Annotated in this window: 5 protein-coding genes; all 5 read left to right on the top strand. The window is 42.8% G+C overall.

The features are described 5' to 3' along the window. Positions 1–575, top strand: a 575-nt coding sequence (locus VK664_RS24600) for an efflux RND transporter periplasmic adaptor subunit (protein ID WP_461401375.1), incomplete at its 5' end; no start/stop codon positions are given. Between the two features lie 23 nt (positions 576–598). Next, on the top strand, positions 599–3,766 hold the full coding sequence (locus VK664_RS24605) for an efflux RND transporter permease subunit (RefSeq protein WP_461401376.1): 3,168 nt from the start codon (positions 599–601) through the stop codon (positions 3,764–3,766). Then, positions 3,759–5,222, top strand: a complete 1,464-nt coding sequence (locus tag VK664_RS24610) for a TolC family protein (protein WP_461401377.1) — start codon at positions 3,759–3,761, stop codon at positions 5,220–5,222. The genes VK664_RS24605 and VK664_RS24610 overlap by 8 nt, the downstream gene beginning before the upstream one ends. Positions 5,223–5,362: 140 nt before the next feature. After that, entirely contained in the window at positions 5,363–5,620 is a 258-nt protein-coding gene (locus VK664_RS24615) for a hypothetical protein (RefSeq protein ID WP_461401378.1), read from the top strand. A 65-nt stretch (positions 5,621–5,685) separates the two neighbouring features. Then, positions 5,686–6,856: hypothetical protein (locus VK664_RS24620; protein WP_461401379.1), on the top strand; the 1,171-nt coding region annotated here is incomplete at its 3' end.

The following is a 6,856-nucleotide window of genomic DNA, read 5'->3' on the forward strand; positions in this document are numbered from 1 at the left end:
GTAGCCTTATTGATGAGGGTGAGTTACTTACCACCCTTTCAGATAACAGCCAGGTATATGCGTATTTTAATGTTTCAGAACCTGAATACCTCGATTATCAGACCAATACAAAAAACCGGGGCAGCTCCCGGGTCAACCTGCTATTGGCGAATAACCAGGTATTAAAAACTTCTGGTATAGTTGAAACTATTGAAAGCGAATTCAATGCTGAAACAGGCAATATAGCGTTCAGGGCAAAGTTTCCAAACGCAGACCAGCTCCTGAAACACGGTGAAACAGGAAAAGTGCTTATCACCATGCCGTTAAGAAATGCATTGATCATACCGCAGAAAGCTACTTACGAAATCCAGGATAAGAAATATGTTTTTGTAATAGGCAAAGACAATATAGTAAGATCAAGGGAGATTGCTATCAGTGGTGAACTGCCAGATCTGTACGTGATCAAAAGTGGATTATCCCAAAGCGATAAATTCTTACTTGATGGTGTGCAAAAAGTAAAAGACGATGAGAAAATCTCTTATGTATTTGAGAATCCTGGTGAGGTGATTTCGCATCTGCGGTTAAAAGCCGAATAGTTCAACCAAAATAAGATAGATCAATGTTTAATAAATTTATACAGCGGCCGGTACTGTCGATTGTTATCTCACTGATAATTGTTTTCCTGGGTGTGCTGGCTATGACTTCATTACCGGTTACGCAATTTCCTTCCATATCGCCGCCAAAAGTAAATGTTACCGCAGCTTATCCCGGGGCGAACGGCGAATTAATGATCAAGTCAGTTATCATCCCTCTTGAAAGAGCTATCAATGGTGTTCCTGGAATGAAATACATGGCTTCTGATGCTGGTAACGATGGCGAGGCAACCATACAGGTTGTGTTTAACCTCGGAACCGATCCCAACCAGGCTTCGCTCAATGTGCAGAACCGGGTGGCTTCTGTAGTGAATAAATTGCCCCCGCTTGTTGTACGCGAAGGAGTGAAGATCACCCGGGAGGAATCAAATATGCTTCTTTACATCAACCTTTACAGTACGGACACAGCCACCGATCAGAAATTCCTTTTCAATTTTGCAGATATCAATGTTTTGTCTGAATTAAAACGAGTGGATGGAGTAGGTGTTGCCGATATTGTCGGTAACCGTGAATATGCTATGCGCATCTGGCTGAAACCTGACAGGATGCTGGCTTACAAGATATCTGCAGAAGAAGTGATGGAAGCGCTTAGCCAGCAGAGCCTCGAAGCGTCACCTGGTAAAACTGGTGAAAGCTCTGGTAAAAGATCTCAATCATTTGAGTATGTACTCAAATACTCCGGAAGGTTTACAACCAAAGAGCAATACGAAAATGTTGTTTTAAGATCTAGCTTAAATGGCGAAATACTTCGCCTGAAAGATGTGGCGAATATCGAGTTTGGGAGCTCGATGTATGACATCTATTCAAACCTGAATGGAAAACCTTCTGCAGCTATTGTATTGAAGCAATCGTACGGATCCAATGCAAGCGATGTAATAAAAAACGTAAAGGCTAAAATGGCCGAGATCAAGGCCAACTCTTTTCCAAAAGGCATGGATTATGAGATCAGTTATGATGTATCCAAATTCCTTGATGCCTCTATTGAAAAAGTTGTTCATACCCTGGTGGAAGCCTTTATCCTCGTGGGACTTGTTGTATTCCTGTTTCTTGGTGACTGGCGTTCGACCCTTATTCCTGCCATAGCAGTGCCCGTATCCCTGATCGGCACATTCGTGTTTATGCAATATTTCGGCATCACCTTAAACCTGATTACTTTGTTTGCACTGGTACTGGCTATTGGTATTGTGGTAGACAACGCGATCGTGGTGATTGAAGCTGTGCATGCAAATATGGAAACAAAAAACATGTCTCCACGTGCGGCAACAAAACTAGCCATGCACGAGATCAGCGGTGCAATTGTCGCTATCACTTTTGTTATGGCCGCCGTGTTTATACCAGTGGCATTTATGTCCGGGCCCGTTGGTATTTTCTATCGCCAGTTTTCAATTACTATGGCCACTTCGATTATTCTCTCCGGCTTAGTGGCCCTTACGCTCACACCTGCTTTATGTGCCATGATGTTAAAAAATAATCATGGCAAGGCTAAAAAGAAATTTTTGCTAAACAAGATGCTGGATGGTTTCAACAACTGGTTTAATAATCTTACGGGCAGATACCGCAGTGTGCTGGTTAAGATTGTAAACAAGCGTGTGCTGACCTTTATGATGCTGATCGGTTTTTGTGTTGGGATTTATTTTCTGAATAACAGTGTGCCCTCGGGTTTTATACCAAACGAGGACCAGGGAATGTTCTACGCAGTGATCCAGACTCCACCCGGTTCATCACTTGAGAGAACTAACCAGGTTGCGGAAAAATTACAAAAGATAGCTGAAGGTATAGAAGATGTACAATCAGTTTCTGCACTGGCTGGTTATGAAATACTCACTGAGGGAACAGGTGCAAATGCAGGTACCTGTCTTGTGAATTTAAAAAGCTGGGACGATCGCAAGCATAATGTGCAGGAGGTAATTACAGAGCTTGAAGAGAAAACCAAAAATATAACCGGGGCCACTATAGAATTTTTTCCGCCACCGGCCGTTCCGGGTTATGGCGCAGCAGGTGGTTTCGAATTACGATTGCTGGATAAAGCGGGTTCAGGCAATTACAAAAAAATGGAAACGGTTAATAATGATTTTGTGAAGGAACTCAACAAAAGTCCTAAGCTGTCTTCCGTATTCAGTTTTTACAGCGCCAGTTTCCCGCAATACATGTTAAAGGTTGATAATGACCTTGCACAGCAAAAAGGTATTTCCATTGAAAATGCAATGAATACGCTTTCCACGTTATTAGGTAGCAACTACGAAATCAGTTTCATCAAATACGACAGGCAGTATAAAGTGATCGTTCAGGCTTCTCCTGAATACAGGGCTTTGCCTGGTGATATCCTGAAGCTCTATGTAAAAAACAGCAGGGATGAGATGGTGCCGTTTTCGGATTTTATGAAAATGGAAAAGGTTTATGGTCTGTCTGAAATAACAAGGCATAATATGTATAACGCTTCGGAAATCAGTGGCTCAGCTGCTCCGGGCTATAGTAGCGGTGAAGCAATAAATCTGATCAATGAAGTTGCACAAAAAACTTTGCCAAGAGGATTTGCGATCGACTGGGCAGGTATCTCGAAAGACGAGGTTGCGCGTGGCAACCAGGCGGTTTATATTTTTATCATCTGTCTCGCCTTTGTTTACCTGATCCTGGCTGCACAATATGAAAGTTTTATCCTTCCACTGGCAGTCATACTTTCATTGGTAGCAGGGGTTTTTGGTGCCTTTCTTTTTCTCAAACTGTTTGGGTTGGAAAATAATATCTATGCTCAGGTGGCCATGATCATGCTGATTGGATTGTTAGGCAAAAATGCTGTGCTGATTGTTGAGTTTGGCGTACAGAAACACAAGGCCGGGTCCTCAGTACTCGAGGCAGCAATCGAGGGTTCCGTTGTAAGGTTCCGCCCGATCCTGATGACATCCTTTGCATTTATCGCCGGGTTGATACCGTTAGTGTTTGCTTCAGGTCCCGGAAGGATTGGTAACAGGACGATTGGTACTTGCGCCGCCGGGGGCATGCTTTTCGGAACAGTGTTCGGCGTACTCATCATACCTGGATTGTATTATATCTTCGGCCGGCTTGCGGAAAAAAGAATATTGATCCAGGACGAAGAAGAAAATCCATTAACAGAAGAAATCGATCATAATGATTAAGTTAAGAACAAACAGATATCTGACAGCAATCGGAGTATGCTTTATGGTTGCTCTTGAGCTGGTCAGTTGCAAAGTGCCGGCGATTGTGCAGCCGGCAGAAAGAAGGCCAGAGCCTAAGGCATACGATAGCGGGTTCAGCAACACAGCGATTGGCGATACTGGCAGCGCAGCATCCATTGACTGGCGCAGTTTCTTCAAAGATAAAACCCTGGTTGATCTGATTGACACTGCCATAAAAAACAACCAGGAATTAAACATCACTTTACAGGAATTAGATATTGCGAGGAATGAAATAAGATTACGTAAAGGCGCCATTTTGCCAACAGTTGGATTACGCGGTGGTATTGGTGTTGAGAAAGTTGGCAGGTATACGAGCCAGGGCGCAGGTGATGCATCTACTGAAATTTATCCCGGTAAAGAAGTGCCGGATCCATTGATGGATTATACTGTTGCTGCCTATGCGAACTGGGAGGTTGACATCTGGAAGAAGTTGCGTAATGCGAAAAAAGCCGCGGTGACGCGCTATTTATCAACCGTTGAAGGCAAAAATTTTGTAATGACTGACCTCGTTGCCGAGGTTGCCAATTCTTATTATGAATTGGTGGCACTGGATAACCAACTTGCTATCGTAGGTCAAAACATTAACCTGCAGAAAAATGCACTTTCGGTTGTACAAATTCAGAAGGATGCGAGTCGCGCCACTGAACTTGCTGTTCAGAAATTCCAGGCCGAGGTTTATAAATCTGAAAGCCTGCAATTCAACATCCATCAACAAATAAAGGAAACTGAAAACCGCATCAACCTGCTATTGGGAAGATATCCTCAACCGATACCGAGGGATACATCCAATTTTATCCAGATGGTTCCTGCTGTGGTGAACGCAGGGATTCCTTCGCAATTACTTGCGAACAGACCTGACATCAAGCGGGCGGAACTTGAATTAACAGCAGCTAAACTCGATCTCAAAGTTGCCCGGGCTGAATTTTATCCATCCTTTGGAATCTCGGCAGCGATAGGGTTCCAGGCTTTTAATCCGTCTTATCTTGTAAAATTACCCGGATCGCTGCTTTATTCGCTGGTAGGTGATCTTGCCGGGCCATTGATAAATCGTAATGCCATTAAAGCCGAATTTTACTCAGCCAATGCCAGGCAGTTGCAGGCTATGTATAATTATGAGCGCACTATCATTAATGCCTATCTTGAGGTTTCAACACAGCTTGCCGGTATCAGCAACCTTGCAAAGAGTTATGATTTTAAATCAAAACAAGTATCTTCTTTAACACAATCAATTGAAATAGCCAACAACTTATTCCAGTTTGCGCGGGCCGATTATCTCGAAGTTTTAATGACCCAGCGTGATGCGCTTGAAGCGAAATTGGAATTAGTAGAAACTAAAAAACAACAGTTGAATGCAGTAGTCAACATATACAGGGATCTTGGAGGTGGCTGGAAATAGTAGAGTAATGATTTGTTGTCCATGTAATCTTTGCGGGTTGCATGGACTTTTTTTTGTGGAACATATAAACACCTACTTATTCAATTCTTAAATATTTCGTAATGAACACTTAACATATCCCACGCCCGAATGCAATAATTTTGAAAGAAAATAATTGTGCAGAATGGCCTGATAGACGTGATAAACCAGACTTTACTCCCTACGCTGCTTTGGCAAATCAGATTCCTTTGAATGAGATGAATCCTAAAATAGCTACGATTAAGGGTAAGCAAAAATACTGGGCCAAAGAATCCATGAAAGTACCATTGGATGATGTTGATTTGGCCGACGGGAAAATATTTAGCCGCATACTATGGCATTCCGTTAAGGGATATGATTCTCCTTATCCCAAAAAGTAAAATTGTTAATTATCTCTTAATACAATAAGCGCCGTTTTCAAACTATCTGAAGATAATTTTACAACATGAGAAACAAGATTTTATTTTTATGCTACCTGGCAATTGTTATTCTATCTGCATGTAATAAATCCGGAATGGATGTGCAGGTTTCACAGCAGGAATTTGAGCAGGGAAGTATTATCAATAGCGGTGATACTCTTAACACTAAAAATGGTTCAAATGGAAGAGCCATCAAAGGCACACTTAAAGCAGGTGGTATATACTATCTCTACAGCGCATATCGTGATGCGGTAGTGAATGCAGGGGATACCCTTGTAATACAAAGTGGCGTTACGGTATTTTTTATCGGCCCCAACAGCGGTCCCGCTGCAATCGGAACACAGGATCATGCACCTGGCCTGGTTGTTAACGGAACTTTATTCTGCCTGGGAACAAAAGACAAACCCAATCTCTTTACAGTCATGGAACCGGCTCTACGTTCCGATCTGGCAAAAGATCCCCAGAGTCCGAATACGGATCCTGCTTTTAAGGGTTATTGGGGTGGAATACAGGCAGGTATTAATTCAGGTGATGTTATCATCAAATGGACAAGACTTGAATATCTCGGGGGTCTTGCACCTTCTACAGATCCTGTTCGTCCAAACAAGGCGCGATATGGTATATATATGCAAAACCCTAAAGCCAGTTTTGTGCTGGAAGATAGCTGGTTATATGGCTCTTTCGATGACATGGTGCGTGTAGCGGGAGGCAAGTTCGAAATCATGAGAAATACTTTTGAAAAAGTCGGTTTCCAGGCTGGAGAATGTGTGAACGTAAAGAGCGGTGGTATAGGCGATATTGCTTATAACCTGGTAGTAGGTGGAACCGGAAATGCTTTCAAGGCAGCGAATGCAGGCGGTCTTTCTCCACAGAGCAATATGAATATGTATAATAATACAGTGATCAGTTCAGGCTACCGCCAGGCGAAAGTAGGTGAGGGAGGTTCACTTGATTTTGAAAATGGAGGCCGTGGAATTTCTTATAATAACCTGCTGGTGAATTGTTCGTTTGGTCTTGCGATAATGGGTGGTGGTAGTAGTATACCGGCTGCAGATACAGCAAATCTGAAGTATGGTTACACCTATAACTATGGTGACAACACAAGTATCACTTCGCAGTTCCTGCCATCCGGTTATATTACCAGGCAACAGCCAACAGATATCAACGGTGGAAACACTACAGTCCCTGGCGCTAATA

Source organism: Flavitalea sp. (assembly GCF_035489435.1).
In the GTDB taxonomy this organism is placed as follows: Bacteria; Bacteroidota; Bacteroidia; order Chitinophagales; family Chitinophagaceae; genus DATHKG01.

Excerpts from the sequence above, each read along its gene's own strand:
- VK664_RS24610 (WP_461401377.1), top strand. The coding sequence starts at position 3,759 with ATGATTAAGTTAAGAACAAACAGATATCTGACAGCAATCGGAGTATGC.
- VK664_RS24605 (WP_461401376.1), top strand. The coding sequence starts at position 599 with ATGTTTAATAAATTTATACAGCGGCCGGTACTGTCGATTGTTATCTCA.